The 20,410-nt window shown below is 54.7% G+C and carries 19 protein-coding genes; 9 read left to right on the top strand and 10 right to left on the bottom strand.

Annotated elements, in window-relative coordinates:
* Positions 1-14: 14 nt before the first annotated feature.
* The 7 genes from nrfH to AACY98_RS03190 form a co-directional block, all read right to left on the bottom strand.
* Positions 15-590: a cytochrome c nitrite reductase small subunit gene (gene nrfH, locus AACY98_RS03220; protein ID WP_126980815.1), complete on the bottom strand. Its 576-nt coding sequence runs from the start codon at positions 588-590 to the stop codon at positions 15-17.
* A 309-nt stretch (positions 591-899) separates the two neighbouring features.
* Positions 900-1,520 carry a NapC/NirT family cytochrome c gene (locus AACY98_RS03215; protein WP_126980814.1) on the bottom strand — a complete coding sequence of 207 codons (621 nt, stop codon included), beginning with the start codon at positions 1,518-1,520 and terminating at the stop codon, positions 900-902.
* 33 nt (positions 1,521-1,553) lie between these two features.
* Positions 1,554-2,015 (bottom strand): nitrate reductase cytochrome c-type subunit, encoded by a 462-nt coding sequence (locus AACY98_RS03210; RefSeq protein WP_126980813.1) that lies wholly within the window; start codon positions 2,013-2,015, stop codon positions 1,554-1,556.
* Positions 2,012-2,929: a quinol dehydrogenase ferredoxin subunit NapH gene (napH, locus tag AACY98_RS03205; RefSeq protein WP_339801515.1), complete on the bottom strand. Its 918-nt coding sequence runs from the start codon at positions 2,927-2,929 to the stop codon at positions 2,012-2,014. The genes AACY98_RS03210 and napH overlap by 4 nt, the downstream gene beginning before the upstream one ends.
* A complete protein-coding gene (gene napG, locus AACY98_RS03200) occupies positions 2,930-3,679 on the bottom strand; it encodes a ferredoxin-type protein NapG (protein ID WP_126980811.1) in 750 nt (249 codons plus the stop codon). It abuts the gene before it with no gap.
* A gap of 27 nt (positions 3,680-3,706) precedes the next feature.
* Positions 3,707-6,184: a nitrate reductase catalytic subunit NapA gene (gene napA, locus AACY98_RS03195; RefSeq protein ID WP_339801511.1), complete on the bottom strand. Its 2,478-nt coding sequence runs from the start codon at positions 6,182-6,184 to the stop codon at positions 3,707-3,709.
* A complete protein-coding gene (locus AACY98_RS03190; RefSeq protein ID WP_339801508.1) occupies positions 6,181-6,450 on the bottom strand; it encodes a chaperone NapD in 270 nt (89 codons plus the stop codon). The genes napA and AACY98_RS03190 overlap by 4 nt, the downstream gene beginning before the upstream one ends.
* Before the next feature lie 411 nt (positions 6,451-6,861).
* Here AACY98_RS03190 and AACY98_RS03185 point away from each other — a divergent pair, with 411 nt between their 5' ends.
* The 4 genes from AACY98_RS03185 to AACY98_RS03170 all read left to right on the top strand — a co-directional run bounded on the left by AACY98_RS03185 (position 6,862) and on the right by AACY98_RS03170 (position 11,252).
* Entirely contained in the window at positions 6,862-7,440 is a 579-nt protein-coding gene (locus AACY98_RS03185; RefSeq protein WP_339801506.1) for a MarR family winged helix-turn-helix transcriptional regulator, read from the top strand.
* A gap of 55 nt (positions 7,441-7,495) precedes the next feature.
* The gene (locus tag AACY98_RS03180) at positions 7,496-8,731 is read left to right on the top strand and encodes an HlyD family efflux transporter periplasmic adaptor subunit (protein WP_339801503.1); all 1,236 of its coding nucleotides are present in this window, start codon (positions 7,496-7,498) and stop codon (positions 8,729-8,731) included.
* Positions 8,728-10,236, top strand: a complete 1,509-nt coding sequence (locus AACY98_RS03175) for a DHA2 family efflux MFS transporter permease subunit (protein ID WP_339801500.1) — start codon at positions 8,728-8,730, stop codon at positions 10,234-10,236. Before AACY98_RS03180 ends, AACY98_RS03175 begins: the two co-directional genes overlap by 4 nt.
* Before the next feature lie 98 nt (positions 10,237-10,334).
* Positions 10,335-11,252 carry a pirin family protein gene (locus tag AACY98_RS03170; RefSeq protein ID WP_339801498.1) on the top strand — a complete coding sequence of 306 codons (918 nt, stop codon included), beginning with the start codon at positions 10,335-10,337 and terminating at the stop codon, positions 11,250-11,252.
* A gap of 46 nt (positions 11,253-11,298) precedes the next feature.
* Here AACY98_RS03170 and AACY98_RS03165 read toward each other — a convergent pair whose 3' ends face one another.
* Together AACY98_RS03165 and AACY98_RS03160 are read right to left on the bottom strand one after the other, a co-directional pair.
* Entirely contained in the window at positions 11,299-11,613 is a 315-nt protein-coding gene (locus AACY98_RS03165; protein WP_126980805.1) for a hypothetical protein, read from the bottom strand.
* A gap of 426 nt (positions 11,614-12,039) precedes the next feature.
* Positions 12,040-12,366: a hypothetical protein gene (locus tag AACY98_RS03160; RefSeq protein ID WP_339801495.1), complete on the bottom strand. Its 327-nt coding sequence runs from the start codon at positions 12,364-12,366 to the stop codon at positions 12,040-12,042.
* Between the two features lie 191 nt (positions 12,367-12,557).
* Between AACY98_RS03160 and AACY98_RS03155 the strand changes: the two genes are divergently transcribed.
* Genes AACY98_RS03155 through grxB form a run of 4 tightly spaced genes read left to right on the top strand, consistent with a single transcriptional unit; the run spans position 12,558 to position 16,101 of the window.
* Positions 12,558-14,126, top strand: coding sequence for a phospholipase D family protein (locus tag AACY98_RS03155; protein WP_339801492.1), 1,569 nt, complete (start codon positions 12,558-12,560; stop codon positions 14,124-14,126).
* A 33-nt stretch (positions 14,127-14,159) separates the two neighbouring features.
* A complete protein-coding gene (locus AACY98_RS03150) occupies positions 14,160-15,050 on the top strand; it encodes an alpha/beta hydrolase (protein ID WP_339801489.1) in 891 nt (296 codons plus the stop codon).
* The gene (locus tag AACY98_RS03145; RefSeq protein ID WP_339801486.1) at positions 15,047-15,412 is read left to right on the top strand and encodes a DUF488 domain-containing protein; all 366 of its coding nucleotides are present in this window, start codon (positions 15,047-15,049) and stop codon (positions 15,410-15,412) included. Before AACY98_RS03150 ends, AACY98_RS03145 begins: the two co-directional genes overlap by 4 nt.
* Positions 15,413-15,447: 35 nt before the next feature.
* Complete coding sequence (gene grxB / locus AACY98_RS03140; protein WP_339801483.1) at positions 15,448-16,101, top strand: glutaredoxin 2; 654 nt, start codon at positions 15,448-15,450, stop codon at positions 16,099-16,101.
* Between the two features lie 170 nt (positions 16,102-16,271).
* Here grxB and AACY98_RS03135 read toward each other — a convergent pair whose 3' ends face one another.
* Positions 16,272-19,265, bottom strand: coding sequence for an ankyrin repeat domain-containing protein (locus AACY98_RS03135; protein ID WP_339801480.1), 2,994 nt, complete (start codon positions 19,263-19,265; stop codon positions 16,272-16,274).
* A gap of 316 nt (positions 19,266-19,581) precedes the next feature.
* Here AACY98_RS03135 and AACY98_RS03130 point away from each other — a divergent pair, with 316 nt between their 5' ends.
* Entirely contained in the window at positions 19,582-20,403 is an 822-nt protein-coding gene (locus AACY98_RS03130) for a VanW family protein (RefSeq protein WP_339801478.1), read from the top strand.
* The last annotated feature ends 7 nt before the right edge of the window (positions 20,404-20,410 follow it).

Raw genomic sequence — 20,410 nt, 5'->3', positions numbered from 1 at the left:
GTAGTTAAAGGTGGTTATTTCATCGCCTCTTTCAGCCAATCAGGCACGGGAGACGCAGGCAAGGGGGTAATGGCATTAGGCGCAGATGCCAGATTGCTGATATTGGTATGCGGTACCTGCCGGTGGCAGTCCCAGCATGCTTTACCCTGCCCATGTTCCACATCAGAGTAGCTGATGGTGCCGGTTTTAACAAACTCGGTATTGAGCTGCGTATGGCACCTTACGCAGTTGTCCATGATGACCGAATAACTCCCCGCCCGTGGCCGTATCACCTGCGGTTCTGCACCAAAGGTATAGATAGCGGCATGGTACAGACCATCTGCGGCTTTGAAGGTATATTTGGAAATGACGTTGTTGTTGGGAGAGTGGCAGTCATTGCAGTTTGTCCATACTGCGTGCGAGCTGCGGCTCCAAGACTGGTAGTAAGGCGCCATAACATGGCAGTTGACGCATGCAGCAGGGTCGTCAGACAGGTATGTATGTGCACGAGACATATACAGGGTATAACCCCCCAGCCCGGCCAAAATACCCAGAACGACAAACAAAGGCACGATCAACTTATCAGGTAAACGGCTTAGAAATCGCTTCATGGCTAATCCCCTGAATGTGCAGCACCCAAGAGTCGCATAAAAACAGATTGACGCCGTATCCGTATCAGTCTCTCATCGCGTCAGCAGTTCTTACGTTTATCATTCCTTAGCACTGCTTTGGAACCATTCTATCCATCTTCTTGACATGGATAATCAATGGCATCGTATAAAACTCGGATAAACCTCCATTTAAATTACCTGTTTTGAACTTGCACACGGTTTTTAACAAAGTAGTTTGATTTATATCAATCCGCCTGGGGAACCAAGTGTCGCAAATAAACCAATGGAATATTTGCAACACTTGTGCCATCAAAAGCCGGTATCAATGCCTTCCATATTCGGCAACTGGTGCACGATGCCCTTGTGGCAGTCAATACACGTTTGCTGCTGGTCAATTTCATAGGTATGGAATTGTGCCGAAGCGGTTTTCTGCTGCGCCAGGTCCATATATTCAAAGCTATGGCAGTTACGGCATTCACGCGAGTCGTTACCCTTCATCCGGTCCCACACCCGCTGCGCCATTGCCAGGCGATGCTGTTCATATTTTTCCGGCGTATCAATCAGCCCGGTCATTGAGCCATAAATATCGCGCAGCCCTTCAAACTTGCTGATCATCATCGGAATAAAAGGCTTGGGCACATGGCAGTCAGAACATGTGGCCTTGAACCCGGATGCATTGGTATAGTGCGAGCTTTGCATGTATTCTGTATAAGCATGGTCACGCATTTCATGACAACTGATACAGAACTTTTCCGAGCTGATATAGCTCATCGTCATGTTAAAGCCCAACACACCGACCAGCGCAATGACGATACCTGCCACCAGCAATGTTCCGAGCGCCATCCGGCTTGGCCTGCACCACCATCGGAAAAACCGACGGATCAGGCCCGGCTTCTTGTCCGTCTGGGGCTTTTCTTTTTCATTGTCCATCTTGTTCACCTTTAAGCGATGTCACACGAAATATCATTCAAAGCCCGTTGAACGCTGGAATTCATTGGGAACAATCGGCACTGCCGTTGTCTGCGGCACATGGCAAGACAAGCAGAAGTAACGGTTCGGTGCAATCTGGTCCGTGGTCATGCCGCCACTGGTGACAAAGTGCGTGGCGCTCAACCGCGTGGCCCCTGCCGCACGGTAGCCTTTAAGGCCATGGCAGGTCAGACAGCGGTTGGTATTGGCTGTCACCTGATAACCGTCAACGCTGTGCGGAATCAGCGGCGGCTGGTTCACATAGTTCAGCGGAAAACGGTCCTGCTGGCGGGGTGGATCTTTGAACGGATCAATCGTCCTGCTGTATTCCGGGGACTGATCCAGATCCACATCCTGGTTATCTCCTTGCTGCTGGGCCATGACGGGCAGCACAAATAATCCGAGCAGGCACAAACCGCTGACGGCTCTTTTTATTATCTTAAAGGTGGCAATCATTTTTGATCCCCTGGCTGATAAAATTTCGTTTGGATAGAAAACACCTTTTGCGAACAAACATCAATGCATCGTCCACAACGGGTACATTCGCTGCTGAGAACCAGCGGGCTGTCCTGCTTTCCGAACACAGGTTTAGTCAGCACGTGTGCCTCCGGGCAGATGTTCACACAATCCATGCACTTATTGCATGCATCGCGTTTGTCTGCTGCGACATGAATAACGCTCTTGCTGCCCAGTGCGCTGTACAGCGCCCCGATCGGGCACAGATGCCCGCACCAGCCATGTTTGAGCACCAGCAGATCCAGCAGGAATATGGTTAACAGCACCCACAATCCGGCACCAAAGCCGAATACCAGCAGGCGCCAGACAGAGTCAAAATTGGCAGCCTGCCCGGCTGAAGAAATAATCCCCCGGCCCAGCGTTGCAACCGGGTTGAGCCACTCCCATACCAGCACACCGCTGGCAGCACTGCCTGCCAGCACAGCAATCAGTATGAAGTAACGCAGTTTTCTCGAAATCGTGATATGGGTGCGGATATTGAGCTTACGCCGCAGCCAGGCCGCCAGGTCCGCAATCGGATTGAACGGGCAGACCCAACTGCAAAACACCCGGCTGGCCACCACCGAATAAAACACCAGCACAATGATGGCACCCAGCAACACCGTGAATTCAGGCCAGTACCCTGTCACCAGGCTTTGCAGCATGACCAGAGGGTCGGTGATCGGGATCGTATCCAGGAACAGGCTGCTGCTGTAGTTGCCCTTGAGAATCCACAGGCCCCAGATCGGCCCGCTCAAAAACAGCATCAGAATAAACAACTGACTTAACCGCCGCAGCAGCAGGAAGCGGTGGCTGTAAAACCAGCCAAATTTCTCTTGCGCTTCGCGACCGGCATGTTGAGGTGCATTGGCCATTTACTGCCCTCCCCCTTCTGGCCGGCGGATATCCATCGGCACGCTGGAAGGCACCAGCGGCTGTCCGGCCCTTTCGCGCTCCTGCCAGCCAAAGCGGTAATGGTATCCCAGCTCCCCTCTGGCAACCGACAGCGGCAATACCTTGATGGCCGCTTCGTCCAGCACACAGGCTTTCTCACACTTGCCGCAGCCGGTGCAGTGTTCGCTGTGCACCACCGGAATCCATTTGGCATGCTCACCGGTTCTTTGATCATGCTGCGGCTCCAGCGAGATCGCATCCCCCAGCACCGGGCAAATGTTGTAACACACCTCACAACGCAGGCCCTGCCACGCCAGGCAGTTTTCCTGGTCCAGCAGCACCGCCAGCCCCATGCGCGAGTCTCTGATATCGGTCAGCTTCGGGTCCAGCGCGCCGCTCGGGCATTCCACCACACAGGGAATGTCTTCGCACATTTCGCACGGAATATCTCTGGCAATGAAGTACGGTGCCCCCACTGCATTATTTGGCGTGGACTGGGTTGCCAGCTTCAGCGTATCGTAAGGGCAGGCCTGCACACACTGTCCACAACGCACACAGGCCGCCACAAAGTCGTCGATGGCTCCGGGCGGCAGCAGGCGGATTTCATTATGCGCCTGCGCCTGCCTGGCCGGTATACCAAACAGAACCGCGAGCCCGACCACGCCGCCTGCGCCGCAAATCGCGTCACGCAGTAAGCGCCTTCTGGACAGTGATTCTGGTTTGGTTGCCATCAGTCATTCACTCTCAACTGTGCTGTATCAGGCCTTTTCGACCCGCACCGCGCACTTCTTGAAATCCGTCTCTTTCGACAACGGATCGGTTGCATCCAGCGTAATCGCATTGGCCAACTGCGATGCATCAAAGAACGGGATAAACACCACGCCTTCAGGCATCTTGTTGCGCCCACGCGTTTCCACCAGCGAAGTAATCTCACCGCGCCGCGAAATGATCTTGACCTTATCACCGCGCCGCAACTGGCGTTTTTGCGCATCAACCGGGTTCATGAACAGCACCGCCTGCGGGAACGCACGGTGCAGCTCAGGCACACGGCGCGTCATGGTGCCGGTATGCCAGTGCTCAATCACACGGCCGGTACAGAACCACAGGTCATACTCTTTATCGGGCATTTCAGCCGGTGGTTCATAAGGCAGGGCAAAAATGACTGCCTTACCGTCTTTGTTGCCGTAGAAGTTGAACTTCTGCCCCGGTTTCACATACGGGTCATAGCCCTCGCTGTAACGCCACAGCGTTTCCTTGCTGTCCACCACCGGCCAGCGCAAACCGCGTGCCTTGTGATAGAGCTCAAAGTCAGCCAGGTCATGCCCGTGCCCACGCCCGAAGGTGGCATATTCCTCGAACAGCCCTTTCTGGATGTAATAACCAAAGTCTTTCGACTCGTCGTTAAGCAGTCCGGCAGGAATATCGCTCAGCGGGTATTTATCGACCTGGCCGTTGGCAAACAGCACCTGGTAGAGCGTCTTGCCGCGGAATTCAGGATTCTTGGCCAGCAACTCGGCCGGCCAGACTTCGTCCGTCTTGAAGTATTTGGAAAACTCCACCAACTGCCACAAGTCAGACCTGGATTCACCCGGCCCCTTGATCGCCTGGCGCCAGAACTGGCAACGCCGCTCGGCGTTACCATAGGCGCCCTCTTTTTCCACCCACATGCTGGTAGGCAGAATCAAGTCGGCAGACAGCGCGCTGACCGTCGGGTACGGGTCAGACACCACAATAAAGTTGCGCGGGTCGCGCCAGCCTTTCATGCGGTCTTCATAAATGTTGGGGCCGGCCTGCATGTTGTTGGTGGTCTGCGTCCAGTACGCATTCAGCTTACCATCGCGCAACGCCCGGTCCTGCGCCACCGCATGCAGCCCCTGTTCAGGCTGAATGGCGCCATCAGGCAGCTTCCAGATTTTTTCAGAAAACTTCCGGTGTTCCGGGTTCGCCACCACCAGGTCAGCCGGCAGGCGGTGCGCAAACGTGCCCACTTCACGTGCCGTACCACAGGCAGAAGGTTGCCCGGTCAGCGAGAACGGGCCGTTGCCCGGCAGCGAAATCTTGCCGGTCATCAGGTGCAGGTTGTAGATCAGGTGGTTGGTCCACACACCGCGTACGTGCTGGTTCACCCCCATACACCACAGCGACATCACCTTCACATTCGGGTCGGCATACAGTTTGGCCAGTGCCGTGATCTGCTCGGCCGGCACACCGGACTCCTTGGACACCTTTTCCAGCGTGTATTCAGAGAGGAACTGCTTGTACTCCTCAAACGTCATCGGTTCCGAAGCGCCGCTGTTGGCGTTGGCTGCCTTCTGCTCCAGCGGGTGGTTCGGACGCAGGCCATAGCCAATATCGGTTGCACCTTTGCGGATATTCACGAAGTTATCCATGAACTCTTTATTCACCGCATTGTTCTGAATCAGGTAATTGGCGATGTAGTTCAGAATCTTCATCTCCGTTTGCGGAGTGAACACCATCTTGATATCGGCCAGATCGCAACTGCGGTTCAGGAAGGTGGAGAGCACCACCACTTTCACATTCGGGTTGGACAGGCGCCTGTCGGTCAGACGCGACCACAGAATCGGGTGCGCCTCGGCCATGTTGGAGCCCCACAGCACAAACGCGTCACCCAGCTCGAAGTCGTCATAACACCCCATGGGCTCGTCCATCCCGAACGAACGCATGAAACTGACCACCGCCGAAGCCATGCAATGCCGCGCATTGGGGTCAATGTTGTTGGAGCGCAAGCCCGCTTTGAACAGCTTGGCTGCCGCATAGCCTTCCCACACAGTGGACTGGCCCGACATGAAAATACCCGCCGCATTAGGCCCGTTCTTGAGCGCCGCCTTGTATTTCTCGCTCATGATGGTGAAAGCCTTATCCCACGATACCGGGGTGAACTCACCATTTTTATCATACTGGCCATTGGTCATGCGCAACAGCGGCTGCTTGACGCGGTCCTGCCCGTACATGATCTTGGGCAGGAAATAGCCCTTGATACAGTTCAGCCCCTTGTTAACCGGCGCTTCCGGGTCGCCCTGCGAAGCGACCACACGCCCGTTTTGCACCCCCACCAGAACGCCGCAACCCACGCCGCAATAACGGCATGGCGCCTTACTCCAGGTAATGCTTTTATCCGCATCACTTTGAGCCAGGACTTTGATGGGTATCGTAACACCAGCAACGGTAGCCGCAGCGGCAGCGGCATTTGCTTTCATAAATTCACGGCGTTTCATGGGGTAACCTCAGCTTCTTCATCTTGTTGATGGTAGACCAGAGACACAGCCAGTACTCCAGGAATATCCTCTTGTATTGACTGCATTTTTTGATACAGGAGATCGGCGTCATCAGACTCCATCAGAACCACCAGCTTGCAACCCTCTTCATTGGTCGCAAACACTTCAGCTTCAGGAATCTCTGAAATGCGTTCAGTAACGGCTGCAAGTTGTTCAGGTACACATTGAACAACCAGACTGCATACATGCCAAATGGGTTGAGTCATCGCGGGCTCCTAGCGTTTTTTATCAGGTGCACTGACATGCGAATTGGCAATATTGTTTGAATCCATTCTATTCAGAAAATGCCATCAACACCAGTGTTAAAGGGGTCATGTTTTTAGTGAATAAGAATCATTTATTACCAGCCCCTGATCCTGTTTTTTGAACCACGTCTCTTTTTTAGTTTGGATGTATTTGAACTTACATTTCGTATGTTCAATATTTCACGAAATCCATATGATGTATTCTTTTTACCTCATTTGATATAAATCAAATCCGGCATACAACAATCAAGCACGAATCAGGCGTTAAAAAGACGCCAAACTGCCAGCATCCTCCCGTTAAACCATTTTCCAACCCCTTTTACTGCAACGCATATTTATCAGCAGCCGCTCCAATGCCATTCCGCAATGGCTATGCTGAATGCCAGATCCAGTGCCAACCCAACACCGGTTGATGGCACTTGCAGCAGCACCATCACAAAACCGCAAATTCAATTAGAATTTGGCTATTTATTTGACCAGTCAGATACTGTCATGTCACATTTTGACCGCAACAACTTCAGGCTTGAGCGCTCCCTCGGGCAATACATCCATCTGCTCAACCTGTACAAAGACAAACTGCTGGGCAGCCACCCTGACATGCAGGACATTACCGTCGCGCAGTTCAAGGTATTGCTGCTGCTCTCGCGAGTCAAAACCATGAAACCCAGCGACTTGTGGCAAACACTGCAGGTGGACAGCGCGGCCATCACCCGCATGCTGGACCGGCTGGAGAAAAAAGGACTGATTTTGCGTGAGCGCAGCACAACAGACCGCAGGCAGATTGACATCCGCCTGTCAGCACAGGGAAAGGCGGTTGCCAGACGCATCCCGCAGATTGCCGCAGACACACTCAACCAGTTGACCGACTGCCTGAGCGAAAAAGAGCTGACACAGTTCATGCATCTGCTTGTCAAAATTCTGCGCCACGGCCACATGCTGCCGGATACCTAACGCACGCACAACACACGCATAACACACCGCCCCCATTTTTGAGCAGGATGCACACATGAGCAACGAAACCACTGAAACTGCACCGCAACCGGCAACCCCACCTGCCCAGCCGGCAGAAACCCCGGTGAACCGGATGAAAAAAAAGCGCCGCCTATACCTGGCGCTGCTGGCCCTGGTGGTCGTACTGGGCGTTGCGGCCTGGCTGGCACACTATATGGTGGTCGGCCGGTTTTATGAAGAAACCGACGACGCCTACGTCAACGGCAACATCGTGCCCATTACCCCGCGTGTGGCAGGAACCATCATCAGCATCACAGCTGACGATGGCGACTACGTTGAGGCCGGCCAGATCCTGATACAGCTTGACCCGAGCGACACCAGCGTCACACTGCAAAACGCACAGGCCACGCTGGCGCAAACCGTGCGCCAGGTGCGCGGGCTGTACAGCAATGCCGACAACGCACAGGCACAGGTCAGAACCAGCCAGGTTGCTTACGAGCGCGCCCGGGCCGACTACAACCGCCGCCAGCAACTCGCCAACAGCGGCGCCATTGCCTCTGAAGAGCTTGCACACGCGCGCGATACGCTCAACAGCGCCCAAAGCGCACTGGATGCAGCCCGGCACGCCCAGCAAACCAGTTGGGCACTGGTCAATGACACCGAACTGGCCACCCACCCCGAAATCAGTGCGGCCAGCGCCCAGGTGTTGCAAGCCTATCTGGACCACAGCCGCACCGAAGTGCGCGCGCCGGTCAGCGGCTATGTGGCCAAGCGCTCGGCACAGGTAGGCAGCCACGTCAGCAGCGGCGAAACACTGCTCACGGTGGTGCCGCTGGACCAGGTATGGATTGACGCCAACTTCAAAGAAAACCAGATGCGCGACATGCGCATCGGCCAGCCGGTAGACATTACCACCGACCTTTACGGCAGCAAAGTGCATTACCGCGGCACCATTGAAAGCCTGGGCATCGGCACCGGCAGCGCGTTTTCACTGCTGCCCGCGCAAAACGCCACCGGCAACTGGATCAAAATTGTGCAGCGCCTGCCGGTACGCATCCGGCTGCAGCCCGACAACCTGGACACACATCCGCTGCGCATTGGCCTGTCCTCCACCGTCACGGTTGACCTGCGGGTGCAGGACGGCACGCTGCTGCCACAACAGCCGGTTGCACAGCCACGGCTGAGCACACAGGTATTTGACCATGAGATGATCGAAGCCCATGCGCTGATTGAGCGCATCATCCGAGAAAACTCGGCCCAACCGGAATCCCCAGCAACACCTGCACCATGAATGCCTCAGAGTTCCGCCCCACGCATCTGATTCTGGCGGCCATCGGCCTGTCGCTGGCCACCTTCATGCAGGTGCTCGACAGCACCATTGCCAACGTGGCGCTGCCCACCATTGCCGGTAACCTGGGTGTGAGCTCCGACCAGAGCACCTGGGTCATCACCTCGTTTGCCGTGTGCAACGCCATCGGCCTGCCGCTGACCGGCTGGCTGGCGCGCCGCGTTGGGGAAGTGCGGCTGTTTGTCATCTCCGTCATCCTGTTTGTCATCACCTCGTTTTTATGCGGCGTGGCGCAGTCCATTACCGAACTGGTCATCTTTCGCGCCCTGCAGGGGTTTGTTGCCGCCCCCATGTTCCCGATCGCACAGACGCTGCTGCTGTCCATCTTTCCGCGTGAAAAACGCGGCATGGCACTCGCCCTGCTGGCCATGGTCACCACCGTGGCACCTATCGCCGGACCCATCAGTGGCGGCTGGCTCACCGACAACTACTCCTGGCCATGGATCTTTTTCATCAACATTCCCATTGGCCTGTTTGCCGCATTCGTTGTTTACCAGCAGCTTTCCAGGCGTCCCGAAATACGCGAGAAAGCGCCGGTTGACTTTGTCGGGCTGGGCTTTCTGACTTTAGGCGTAGGCCTGCTGCAAGTGGTACTCGACAAAGGCAACGACCTGGACTGGTTTGCCTCCAGCTTCATTGTCGTCAGCAGCATTCTTTCGGCCATCATGATCGTGGCATTTGTCATCTGGACACTGACCAGCGAGCACCCGATTGTCGACCTGCGCCTGTTGCGCTACCGCAATTTCGCGGTAGGCACCGTCACACTGACGCTGGGGTTTGCCGCGTTTTTTGCCATCAACCTCATCATGCCGCAATGGCTGCAAACGCAGATGCACTACACGCCGATCTGGGCCGGGCTGGCGGTAGCACCCATGGGCATCATGCCGTTTTTGCTCACACCACTGGTGGGCCGCTTTGCGCCCAGCATCGACATGCGCCTGCTGGTCACGCTGTCATTTGCCATCATGGGTGCGGCCTCCTTCATGCGCGCGGGCTTTAACACCGATGTCAACTACGCCCACATTGCCCAGGTACAGTTTTTCATGGGCATAGGCACTGCAGTGTTTTTCATGCCGCTCACCACCATACTGCTGTCAGAAATTCCGCCGCACAAAATCGCCGAAGCCTCAGGGCTTGCCACCTTTATCCGCACGCTGGGCAGCAGTTTTTCAGCCTCGCTGTCCACCTGGATCTGGGGCAGGCGCGCGGTGTTTCACCATGCGCAACTCGGAGAACACATCAACCTGCAAACGCCTGCCACCCTGGACTACCTGAACCAGTTGGGCGGCCCTTCCCCGGCGGCGTATGCCCAGCTTGACCGGGTGCTCACGCAGCAGGCGTACATGATGTCCACCATCGACTACTTCACCCTGCTGGGCTACCTGTTTCTGGCGCTCATTATCACCATCTGGTTTGCCAGGCCACCTTTTATCAAAAGCCGGCATTAACGCATTTGCCGGCTGCCCCGCGGCAAATGCCACCATGGCAGCCAAGCGTTTGCTTCTGGAGTAACATGCCATCAAACAACTGCAACAAGGGCTGTGCAATGAATTCATCTGCCAATTCAGATAACCAACTCCCACACAACATTGAAGGCCGGCCGGCAGAAGTCGGCGGCATCTCGATTACCCGCTTGCTGCCCACCCGCAACAAGCGCATGGTCGGTGCCTGGTGCTTTCTGGACCATGCCGGGCCGGTAGACTTTGCCGCCGACCAGGGCTCATACGTTTTCCCGCACCCGCACATCGGGCTGCAAACCTTCACCTGGATGATCAAAGGCGAAATACTGCACCGTGACAGCCTGGGCAACTCGCAGGTGATACGCCCCGGGCAGGTCAACCTGATGACCGCCGGCAAAGGCATTGCCCACTCGGAAGATTCAGTCCATGCTGGCGGCAGCATGCACCTGGCGCAGTTGTGGATTGCACTGCCCGATGCGCAGCGCAACAGCCCGCCGGCATTTCAAAATTACCCGGTGCTGCCCGTCATCGCCCAAAACGGTTTCGAGCTGACCGTGCTGGTCGGCGACATGCTCGGCCAGACATCACCCGTCAAGGTCTACAGCCCCCTGCTCGGGCTGAACCTGAAAACCCAGGCCCAGGCCGACCTGACGCTGCCGCTGAACAGCGCTTTTGAACACGCCGTGGCCGCACTCGAAGGCGAGGTGCTTGTCAATGGTGAAACCGTCACACCCGGTTTTCTGTACTATCTGGAACCGGGGCAAACCGAAATCCGCATCCAGACCCACGGCACGGCGCAGGCGCTGCTGATTGGCGGCAAGCCGTTTGAAGAAGACATCATGATGTGGTGGAATTTTGTCGCCAGAACGCAAGACGAAATTGAACAGGCCATTCAGCAGTGGAACGCTGGCGATAGCAACCGCTTTGCCCCGGTGCAGGACAACACCGATCCGCCTACCCCGGCCCCGGTGCTCGATGGCGTGCACCTGAAAGCGCGGCGCTGATCATTTGCCCCGCCCTCGCATAACCCTTATCCTGCTTTACTCTGCTTTATTCTGCCGGATAAGTGCCATACCTGGATTGCATATGCTGCTCAAATTCAGGTGTGGCGCGGATTTCCCAGAACGATGAATCCACCGCGTCCAGGCGGCACTGCTGAACACCCTGCTGATATGCAATAAACCGGCCATCAATGGTCTGGTGTATGCCGCGGTATAGCGCCCAGAAATCCTCATTGCTCAGCAACCAGCCATCCTGCGAACACAGTTCAATATCAGCCGCGTTTTCCCCGCAGCATTCCTCAACCCGAATACGCCACCGGTCTACCTGGAAAAACTGGGCGATATCACCGGCAAATGTATTCATGTCAAAAAGCGCCTGCTTTGGCCCATGCTGTGGAATAGTGACCATATGCGTTCCCCGTTACTGCTCAGGATGTCAATGCTCAACACAGGCCAGATGATAAATGAATCCATGCGCCTGTCAATTGCTGTGGCAATTCTGCACTCCAGCCTCAAGCAGAACTTGTCCCCTGCTTGTTTTTCAGCGCCCGCAGCGCTATATTATCAGCCCCGTTTGGCAGCGTATTCATCCCGGCCCCTCTGCGAACCCCTGGCAGCTAACGCAATACCATTAGCACAATACAGCTAACGCGACACAGTAGTTACGTTAATGCAATGCAGCGGCCTGCATATCTTTTTCAGAGAAACGATACGTCATTTACCCCTCTTTTGTTACGTACTCAGGCACGCCGTTTGAATATATAGCATTCATTTCCAAAAATCACCCGCTTTAATCCCCCGGTTTTTCCCAGTACGACACCTTCTCCGTATACCGCTCCACATCATCCATGCCGTCAGCACCAACCTCCAGGTTCATTTTTTCGCTCAGCATTTTTCTCAAGTGCGCCAACCTGTGGGCAATGGCGTGCCTGTCAATAAACTCGGTGGTTTCAGTACAGTACGCCTCTTGCTGGCGGGCACTACCAGATACATAGTGATCCGTGTGGTAGTAATACCTAGCAATATTTCTCAATGAAATGAGAAGATAGTCTATTTCAGATAATATGAAAAGGACATCTTCTCCGGAAATTTTGATTGCTCTGTTTTCCTGCCGCATAAACCTGCCTCCTGAATACACTACCTCATTGTGCCAAAAATCAATATAGGAAATACCATCCACATGCCCTTGGTGCACAACTGTGGCAGCTCCAGCCAAAGCCTGCTAAAGTTAGGCGCTGAAGGTTGTATACATTCAAATAAGCACCCCCCTCAAATGTTCCAAAAGCCAGACAAGGCAACTGCATTGCAATGAGAAAAAAACTGCGTACCAAATTGCGTATTCTTCTGATCGGGATTGTCGTATTCATCATCGCGTCCTGGATTTCAGTGTACAGCTATGGCATTTTTGCCAAGCGTGTTCAGGGCGAGCCGAGTTACGCATTGCCGGTGCAGGCTGACCAGAGCTCGCTGGACCATGCCATTGAGCCGCAGTGGCAGGCACACCCGGGGCAAACCGGCATGGTGCTGCTGCAGGATAACCTGGACGCGTTCATGATCCGCGCCATCACGGCACGCGAAGCCGGGCGCAGCCTGGACCTGCAATACTACATCTGGCACGACGACCTCACCGGCCATCTGCTGGACATGGAAGTATTGCGCGCGGCCGACCGTGGTGTGCGCGTACGCATGCTGCTTGACGATATGAATGCCCACGGGCGCGACAGCATGCTGGCCGCGCTGGACATGCACCCCAATATCGAGGTGCGCCTGTTCAATCCAACGCGCGCGCGTGACAGCGGTTTTTTCCGCGGCGTGGAGATGATGCTGCGCATTTTCAGCGTCAACCGCCGTATGCACAACAAAGCCTGGATTGCCGATGGCCGGGTTGCTGTGGTGGGGGGGCGCAATATTGGCGACGAATATTTTGACGCCTCGGACAACACCAACTTTTTTGACGTGGACCTGCTGATCAGCGGTGACGCGGTTGCCGAAACATCGTCGATTTTTGACGACTTCTGGAACAGCAAAGCCGCTATTCCGCTCAGCGCGCTGGTACAGCCCGACAACAAAACACTGGACCAGTTGCGGGAACGTATTGACGCCCGCTTGACCAGCCTGGGCGCAAAGCCTTATATCGAAAAACTGCACCAGTCCACCAGCATCCGTGACATATACACCGGCGAGCGCCCGGTGCACTGGTCGTCTGAAGTGCATGTGTATTCCGACCCGGCCGACAAAGCTTTTGGCAGGGGCCAGTTCAGGTGGCTGGTGCATGACCTGCTGCCGGTGTGGAAAAATGCTACCGAGCACATCGAACTGATCTCGCCCTACTTTGTGCCGGGGCAGGACGGGATGGAACTGTTTGAATACATGCGAAGCCGCCATGTGGAGATTGATGTGCTGACCAACTCGCTGGCCGCCACCGATGTGATGCTGTCGCACAGCGGTTATGCGCCTTACCGCAGCCCGCTGCTGCAAGCTGGCGTGAACCTGTATGAGCTCAAACCCTTTGGCACAGCGGATAAAAGCCTGCTTGGCTCCAGCGGCGCCAGCCTGCACACCAAGGCGTTTTTGGTGGACGGCAGAATCGGCTTTGTCGGCTCGTTCAATTTTGACCCGCGCTCCATACGCCTGAACACCGAAATGGGCATTATTTTTGAAGAACCCACCGTTGTGGCCGAACTGGAAGAAGAATTCAACCGGCGCACCAGTTCCACGTACAGCTACCAGGTGTTGCTTGACCATGGGCAAATGCGCTGGAAAGACCGCTCGTCTGACGATCAAATACACATCTGGACGCACGACCCGCAAACCAAATGGTGGCAGCGCGCTACCGTCAAGGTCATGAGTTGGCTGCCAATTGAATCGCAGCTTTAATACACCTGACTGTACCAAGTCCAAATAAAAACCATGCAACGCAAACGCACCCTCACCAGCCTGGCACTCCTGTTGTTGCTGACCGCCATGCTTTACCTGTTCCTGCCCGGATGTGCGCAAAGCATGTTTTACTACCCCGACAACAAAGACTGGGGCGACTCACCGGCCAACGAACAACTGGCATTTGAAAATGTGTATTTTCCAAGTGCCGACGGCACCTTGCTGCACGCCTGGTTTGTGCCCGCCACCGGCACTTCGGCCGATACGGCCAAAGGCACCGTGGTTCATGTGCATGGCAATGCCGGCAACATGACAACGCACTGGGCGTTCGTCAGCTGGCTGCCGGCCCTGGGTTACAACGTGCTCACATTTGACTACCGGGGTTACGGTGAATCACAGGGCCGCCCGACCCCGAAAGGGCTGTTTGAAGACACGCAAAGCGCCATCCGCTACGCCCGCACCCGGGCCGACGTCAACCCCGACAGGCTGCTCGTCATTGGCCAGAGCCTGGGCGGCACCAACGCCATTGCCGCCGTTGGCGCCATGCCGACCCAAGAGCACCTGGGCATTTGCGCCATGCTGATTGATTCCACCTTTTTTTCCTACTCCAGCATTGCCAATGAAAAACTGCCTGGTGCCGGCCTGCTGATGAACGACGATTACAGCGCCGAGCGCTATATCGCCTCACTGTCGCCCATTCCGGTATGGTTCACCCACGGCACGGCTGACAGCATCATCCCGCACCAGCACAGCCAGCGCCTGTACGAACTGGCCGGTCCGCCCAAAGACATCTCCATCATACAAGGCCGGGGGCACATCGCCACACTGACCATTCCCGCCTACCGGCAGCAGGCCGATGCCTTCTTTCAACATGCGCTGCAAACATGTCAACCTGCCATGGCCGCAAGGAACGAAAACCCATGACAAAGATTGCACTCAAACGCGTTTGTGACAACGCTGACCCGCACGACGGCTACCGCGTGCTGGTAGACCGCCTGTGGCCGCGCGGCGTTAAAAAAGAAGCGCTTCAATACGACCTGTGGGATAAAGACATTACCCCGTCCAGCGAGCTGCGCCAGTGGTTTCACGCCGACCCGCAAAATCGCTGGGATGCATTTTCAAAGAAATATCAGGAAGAATTGAACCACTCTCAGGCGGTCAAAGACTTTATCACGCTGCTACACGACCACCCCACCGTCACACTGCTGTATGCCTCCAAAGACACAGTGCATACGCATGCCAAGGTGCTCAAGGCGTATCTGGAAAAACATCTCCAATTAAAATAGCGTATTCTGGCAACAAAACTGCACAGGAAAAGTATATGAAACTTTATCTGTATGACCACTGCCCTTTTTGTGTCCGTGTGGAAATGGCGGCACACTACAAACAAATACCACACGAAAAAGTCTACCTGCTCAATGACGATGAAGCCACCTGCCTGGCCCTGATCGGCAGCAAACAGGTTCCCATTTTGCAACTGGACGACGGACAATGCATTGCAGAAAGTCTGGACATTGCCCGGCTGCTCGACCAGATGAACGACGATGTTCCTGCACTGCGCCCACTGGACATGGCCGATACCGTTACAACACACTTTGATACGGTTGCCATGCACACGCGCTGCCTTTTGTACCCGCGCAACATCATGATCGGCCTGCCCGAGTTTGCCACCCAGTCAGCCCGTGACTACTTCCAGCACAAAAAAGAAAAAACCATTGCACGCACCTTTGCCCAGGCCATGCAGGAAACCGCTGAACACCAGGCCACAACACAGGCCATGCTGGCCGGGCTGCCTGCCCTGCCAGCACCTGCACAGCACGACAACACCCTGGGCTGGGATGACATCATGATCTACCCGCTGCTGCGCAACCTGACCATCGTCAAGGGGCTGCAATTTCCGCCGGCCGTTATCGACTACATTGAATCCGTTGCCGACCTGACCCAGACCGACACCTATTTCGACCGCGCGGTATAGGTATAGCATCGCATTACACAGCGGGACCGTGCTGAATTTGCCGCATCAGGCGCATTCAACACAACACACCGCACAGGCAAAACGCCCGAACCGCACACCAGGCGTATGCCAGGTGCATACAAGACAGGCCCTGAAAAGGGCCTGCTTTTTTTCTGCGGATTAAAAAGGACTTACCTTGGCTTATAGCCGATGTTGTCCAGATGCGCCTGCACACTCACGCCCTGCTTGTTTTTCAGCGTCAGATCGGCCTTAACGGGGTTATCATCCTCATCCAGCAGTTGCCTGATTTTGCTGCTTTTCCCATCCTTAATCAGGTGAAATGGCGTATTGCCCTCATTGTCCTGCACATTCATATCGGCCCCGGCTTCGCACAGCTCGCGAACAGAGTCGGACATGAACGAATCCTCGGCATACATCACGGCATAATGCAGCGGGGTATAACCCAGCTTGTTTTTACCGTTAATGTCTGCGCCCTTTTCCATCGCCAGTTTGATGATATCTTCAAGGTCAAAGCCGTCAAAATCATAGACCAGGTGCAGCACATTGTTGCCGTCAGGGTCCACATCCACCACCGGCACACCGGCCATGATCATGGACATGGTCGCCCCTTCCACATCATGTCCGTTATCCTTCTCTTCACTCAATGTGGAAATCAGGTGCGCCAGCGCGTTCTTCCCTTCGTGGTCTTTGTGCGCAGCATCAAAGCCGAACTTCACCACCTTCATGAACATTTCATCCGACCCGCCATAAGACAGACAGTAATAAAACAGCGGCGTGCGCCCCAGGTTATCCAGCACATCGTTTTTCAGCCCCGCCTCTCTAAGCAGTTCCAGCGCCCCTTCAATCAGGTGTGGGTAGCGCTGCTGAATGGCATGGTGAAAAGGCGTCATGCCCTGCGCATCCTTCACATTGGGGTTCGCGCCCACGTCCAGCAGCTTTTTCACATGCTGGAGCTTGAGCATTTTGCCCAGATGCACGTTTTTATCCGTTTCCCGCTCGGCACAGGCTTGCAGCAGACGCTCGTCAAGCTCGGCCTGTTCCTGTTCGTTAGCCGCACGCGCGTAAAGCGGCTTGAGGGTTTTAGCCACCTCCTGCATATAGGCGTTGACGCGCAACATCTCTTCATATTTTTCAACCTGTTGCGCAGGGGTAAGGCCCTGGTTGTCCGTCTTGTTGGCGAGTTTAGGGTTCTGCATTTCCTCCTTGGCCTTGGCTAAAAGACGTTGTGCAAAATCCTCACAATAGTGCGCGATATACCCTGGAATGTTATAGCCCTCATCATTGAGCACGTTGAGATCAATCTGCTGCTCTTTCAAAACCCGCTGCGCCAGTTCCACAGGCATGTGCAGGAACGCGTGGTGCAACCCGCCCACGTCGTTGAGCCTGGCACCCTGGTCCAGCAGAACGCCGAGCACTTTGGGATCGTACAGAAACCTGTCTACCAGCAGGCTGTCATGCAGAAAACGGGTGGTGTTGATATCAAACCCGGTTTTTTTAATCGCATCAATCACTTTATGCAGGCCGTGCTCATAAAGATAACCGACATAGAAAACAGTCTGCCCATCACCCTGATAGTCAAACTCAAGCCCGCCACCCAGTAACAGCAAAATGGCCTGCTCCACTTTCTCTTTCAGCGCCGCATCGGGTTCACCTTCCTTGAGCAGCTCATGAAACACAATCAGCCATAAAGAATTGTCTTTATTGCGGCCAACGTAGTACATCTCGGCCTTTAAAGGTATGCCGCTGTCAATGACGCCCTGGATGCGCTGCAAATCGAGTGATGCCACGGCTTCGGATGCAGCCTTGAACTCCTCTCTTGAGAACTTCTTTTTGCCCACAGATTTCTTGGTCTGCTCGTCATCATCGTCATCGTCATCATCATCATCATCATCATCATCATCATCATCATCATCATCGTCATCGTCGTCGTCATCGGCACCGTATTCCTCCACCTGCGCCTTGAATGCATCAATCGACGAACATGCCACGTCATCGGTAATGATGTCTTCCAGCAATGATTTGGATGTTTCAATGTCGTACAGCTCGTCAATCACCTCGGCCAGATCCCGCGCCACCCAGCCGGTAATACTGCCGCTGCTGTAATAGTCTGAAAGGTAACGTCCTCTTGCCAGCAACGCCTGAAAAAACAGTTCCGCAAACTCTTTATCGTTTTCAATCTGCTCTGACAGGCCCATTTCCGCCAGCATGCCCACACCCGCCATAAAGTGCTGGTCATCGCGCTGAACACACTGCGAGGCGATAAACTCCAGAATCAGCGGATCTTTGCTGATACCATGCATCGCGAGCAGTATCGGCACCTGCAGCGAGTGATGGGGGTTAAAACGGTCATAAAAGAAACGCACACTGTCTTCCAGCGAATTACAAAAATCAATGTAGTTGCGCAAATACTTTTGATCTGCCCGCGCCAGCTCAAACGCTTCATCAGCCCCGTAAGGCGTTTCCTCATTTTTAAACAGCGGCTTGTCGTCCTGGTTGTAATCGATGATTTTCTGCAAATAGGCCGCTATCAGCTCCCTGAGGTCTTCGTGCTCGGCTGCTGCACGGTAAAAAATGCCAACGCTGTTGTATTCAGGCTGATACGCTTCATCCCTGAAACTTTCAAAATCACCATCCTCATCACGGCTGCCGTATTCAATACCGTTATACTCGCTTATGCTCTCGGCAATATCGTCAAAATTCTCAATCTGAAACTCAAGCATCGCCTGAATCGAAGCCTTATCCTGCAGGTCAACCACAAACTCCATCGCGTCCATGTCATAGTCAGACACATCGCCTTCACGCTGGCGCACTATTTTTTCAGCCTCTGCGCGCGCCTTGCGGATAAAGTAGGTATCGGTAATGCCCATGAGTTTGTACCGGGTCAAAAGCGTGGCTTCAATCTCATCTGCTGTGGGCTTATCCGGGTCGACAATTTCATGTTTACCCGCTAGTGCGTAACCTGTCTGCTCCAATTTAGCTATCTCTTGCTGCAAATGTGCTTCCAGCGCCTGCCGGCTGTCAAACTGCGTTTTTTCAGGGTTTTCCACATCCTTCTTGTTATCGGAAATCGTCAGCTCCAGCTTGTCGTCCTCATATTCTGCCACCCATATGGATACATCCTGGTCAACACGACTGCGGTTAAAGTAAACATGACGAATTAACATGATTGCCCTTTCAAAATATAAAACTAAACTTCAACGCCGGCGAAAAAGCGCTAATCTATTTATCAATTGTTCAAAAAGTATATATGCATTCAATTCAATCCCAGCGGTAATAATTCCGGATTTGGGCGGCGGATTGTAATTGTTCATGCCCATGGCTCTCATCAGTTGGGACGCGTCACCCACACCACCCAGGCTCACACACACGTGAAGTCCTGCCGCATGCCGATGACCCGCCTTTTTACTCAAGCCCCGCTGGCAAATGCTTGCATTTATACCTGATCACTTTTAGTATGGATACTCTATCGATAGGGCAAAAATGAATGCAGATGCTGTCGACCAGCCACAACATAGAAGCAGGCTGCGCAGTTTGGCAGGGCGGGAGTATTTCATCCTCAAACGCAAGCTGCTGTGGCTGAAAAATGCCGGCCGCTATGCCGGCATAGATCCGCGCGCCAAACCCTGCACACATACTGTTTTCAAGCACCAGTCCATGCTGTTGCGCCCGCTGCGCCATGTGGACATGTACCTGCAACACAACAAGGTCACCAACCTGCGGCTGGCCATACGCCATATCAACGGCGTCACCATCCGCCCCGGCCAGACGTTTTCCATCTGGCGGCTGGTGGGCCGCCCCAGCGCGGCGCGCGGCTATCTGGAAGGGCTGGTTCTGCACAACGGGCAAATCGCCAAAGGCATTGGCGGCGGCCTGTGCCAACTGGGTAACCTGCTGTACTGGATGGCACTGCACTCCGACCTGACCATCAGCGAACGCTGGCGGCACGGGTTTGACGTGTTCCCCGACGTCAACCGCACCATTCCGTTTGCCTGCGGCGCCACACTGGCCTATAACTACATTGACCTGCAACTGAGCAACCGCACCAGCAACACCTACCAGATCAGGCTGTGGCTGGACGAAACCCATCTGCACGGTGAACTGCTGTCAGATTTTCCGCCGCACCACCGGTTTGACGTTTTTGAAACCGACCACGCCATCCGCCAGCAGCCATGGGGCGGCTACACACGCCATAACCGCATCTGGAAACAGGCCACCGACCTTGCCACCGGCAACACCAGCACCGAACTGGTGGCGGAAAACCACGCGATCATGATGTACGAACCGCTGCTGCCCGGTCAGTGAACCGCCA

This window comes from Saezia sanguinis (genome assembly GCF_963921665.1).
Classification (GTDB): Bacteria; Pseudomonadota; Gammaproteobacteria; order Burkholderiales; family Burkholderiaceae_C; genus Saezia; species Saezia sanguinis.
Note: the sequence above shows the minus strand (reverse complement) of the source record. Positions and strands in the feature narration are given on the sequence as shown.

Bases quoted from the DNA above. Each gene is read 5' to 3' on its own strand.
- nrfH (WP_126980815.1), bottom strand. From the start codon at position 590: ATGAAGCGATTTCTAAGCCGTTTACCTGATAAGTTGATCGTGCCTTTG.
- AACY98_RS03215 (WP_126980814.1), bottom strand. From the start codon at position 1,520: ATGGACAATGAAAAAGAAAAGCCCCAGACGGACAAGAAGCCGGGCCTG.
- AACY98_RS03210 (WP_126980813.1), bottom strand. From the start codon at position 2,015: ATGATTGCCACCTTTAAGATAATAAAAAGAGCCGTCAGCGGTTTGTGC.
- napH (WP_339801515.1), bottom strand. From the start codon at position 2,929: ATGGCCAATGCACCTCAACATGCCGGTCGCGAAGCGCAAGAGAAATTT.
- napG (WP_126980811.1), bottom strand. From the start codon at position 3,679: ATGGCAACCAAACCAGAATCACTGTCCAGAAGGCGCTTACTGCGTGAC.
- napA (WP_339801511.1), bottom strand. From the start codon at position 6,184: ATGAAACGCCGTGAATTTATGAAAGCAAATGCCGCTGCCGCTGCGGCT.
- AACY98_RS03190 (WP_339801508.1), bottom strand. From the start codon at position 6,450: ATGACTCAACCCATTTGGCATGTATGCAGTCTGGTTGTTCAATGTGTA.
- AACY98_RS03185 (WP_339801506.1), top strand. From the start codon at position 6,862: ATGCTGAATGCCAGATCCAGTGCCAACCCAACACCGGTTGATGGCACT.
- AACY98_RS03180 (WP_339801503.1), top strand. From the start codon at position 7,496: ATGAGCAACGAAACCACTGAAACTGCACCGCAACCGGCAACCCCACCT.
- AACY98_RS03175 (WP_339801500.1), top strand. From the start codon at position 8,728: ATGAATGCCTCAGAGTTCCGCCCCACGCATCTGATTCTGGCGGCCATC.
- AACY98_RS03170 (WP_339801498.1), top strand. From the start codon at position 10,335: ATGAATTCATCTGCCAATTCAGATAACCAACTCCCACACAACATTGAA.
- AACY98_RS03165 (WP_126980805.1), bottom strand. From the start codon at position 11,613: ATGAATACATTTGCCGGTGATATCGCCCAGTTTTTCCAGGTAGACCGG.
- AACY98_RS03160 (WP_339801495.1), bottom strand. From the start codon at position 12,366: ATGCGGCAGGAAAACAGAGCAATCAAAATTTCCGGAGAAGATGTCCTT.
- AACY98_RS03155 (WP_339801492.1), top strand. From the start codon at position 12,558: ATGAGAAAAAAACTGCGTACCAAATTGCGTATTCTTCTGATCGGGATT.
- AACY98_RS03150 (WP_339801489.1), top strand. From the start codon at position 14,160: ATGCAACGCAAACGCACCCTCACCAGCCTGGCACTCCTGTTGTTGCTG.
- AACY98_RS03145 (WP_339801486.1), top strand. From the start codon at position 15,047: ATGACAAAGATTGCACTCAAACGCGTTTGTGACAACGCTGACCCGCAC.
- grxB (WP_339801483.1), top strand. From the start codon at position 15,448: ATGAAACTTTATCTGTATGACCACTGCCCTTTTTGTGTCCGTGTGGAA.
- AACY98_RS03135 (WP_339801480.1), bottom strand. From the start codon at position 19,265: ATGTTAATTCGTCATGTTTACTTTAACCGCAGTCGTGTTGACCAGGAT.
- AACY98_RS03130 (WP_339801478.1), top strand. From the start codon at position 19,582: ATGAATGCAGATGCTGTCGACCAGCCACAACATAGAAGCAGGCTGCGC.